This window comes from Microcystis sp. M53603_WE2, from assembly GCF_030065435.1.
In genome coordinates this window covers 1-1,545 of record NZ_JASJFF010000803.1, presented here as the reverse complement: position 1 = coordinate 1,545, position 1,545 = coordinate 1, and the positions used below count along the sequence as shown (strand labels likewise).

Genomic DNA, 1,545 nt, shown 5'->3' with positions numbered 1-1,545 from the left:
TCGTTTACAGGATGAGGACGAATTAGCCAGAATTATTCCTTTAGTAGGAAGATTTCCGGTGACGGTAACTGATATAAAACACACAGAAAGTTTGAGCGTCGAGGAACCTTTTCGACTGGTAACGGTGGGGGATAAACAAACGATTGTGCCTCTCCCCGGTTGGCAAGCAATTCTCAAGGCGATCGATCCTGTAGCTATTTTATGGCCTAGCGATCAATTACCTCGATCGATTGCCACCAGGTCCGAGGAAGTGTTATTAGTGATCGATCGAGTTTTGTCCGAATGGGATGTGAACAATTATTATCTAGTGGAGAAGGATAATGCCGTTTTTTTACAATGGTTTGATAGTTCGCCCGATGTCACCATACTAGGTGAATTGGTCTTGATTTTAAGAGCAAAAAATATCCTCGATGAAAAAAACATCACCGAACCCTGGCAAATGGACGACTAAATCAGTGATCAGTGATCAGTAACCAGTGATCAGGTTTAAGCTATTAGTTATGAGTGGGAATAAGAAAATAGATAAACTGATAACTGAATCGAATAAAACTGGTCACTACTAACTTGTAGCTGACGGCATAACTTAAGAAACTAAGAGACATTTTTCAAGGAAAAAGTAACAAAGAGGACAAAGGAGACAGGAGACTCGGAGACAGGAGACAAATTTACCATACTTTTGCCTTTTGCCTTTTGACTCTTGCCTTTTTCTGGCTGATAACTGATAACTGATAACTGATAAGTGATAACTGAATATATGCGTGCAGTAATTTGTGGATATTATGGGAGAGGAAACGGAGGAGATGAGGCATTATTAGTGTCTCTATTGCAGATGCTGCCGTCAGAAATTAAACCTATTGTTTTGTCAAATAATCCCAGAGAAACCAGTCAACGTTATGGGGTGGAAACCTGTCCTAGTCGGGATTGGTGGCAAGTTTTTCAGACTCTTAAAAAAGCCGATATATTTATCTGGGGTGGCGGCAGTTTAATGCAGGATGTCACCAGTTTTGCCAGTCCAATTTATTACGGTGGTTTAATGGCTCTTGCTCAATTATTGGGCTTAAAAACTATTGCTTGGGGGCAGGGAATTGGGCCATTAAATAGACCTTTTACCCGTTGGTTAACCAAAAAAGTCTTGCAACAATGTAGTTTAGTTAGTGTGCGCGATGATATATCGGCTCATTTAGTCGCCAATTGGGGTATTCGTCCCATTGTTGCCCCCGATCCAGTATGGGCTTTAGACGCTCAATCAGTCAAGGGATTATCGGATTTACCCGCCCCAAGAATCGCCGTCAATTTACGTCCCCATCCCCTATTAACCCCGGCAAAGTTAGATAAATTAACCCAAGCTTTAATTGATTTGCAAACCAGTACGGGGGCGTTTATTCTCTTAGTCCCTTTTCAAAAGTCGCGGGATTTGCCCCTCTGTGAAGCTGTAGCCCGTCAATTAAGGGAAAATTATCAAATCATTAGCTTAGAGGATCCAAGACAGTTAAAAGGCTTATTTCGTGGGGTAGAAATGGTGATCGGAATGCGCTTTCATAGTTT

At 41.6% G+C, this 1,545-nt stretch carries 2 protein-coding genes; both read left to right on the top strand.

The window, feature by feature from the left end:
* Positions 1–451: RuBisCO accumulation factor 1 (locus PX481_RS17165; RefSeq protein WP_353852199.1), on the top strand; the 451-nt coding region annotated here is incomplete at its 5' end.
* A 303-nt stretch (positions 452–754) separates the two neighbouring features.
* On the top strand, positions 755–1,545 hold a 791-nt coding region (gene csaB, locus PX481_RS17160), incomplete at its 3' end, for a polysaccharide pyruvyl transferase CsaB (RefSeq protein ID WP_288095149.1).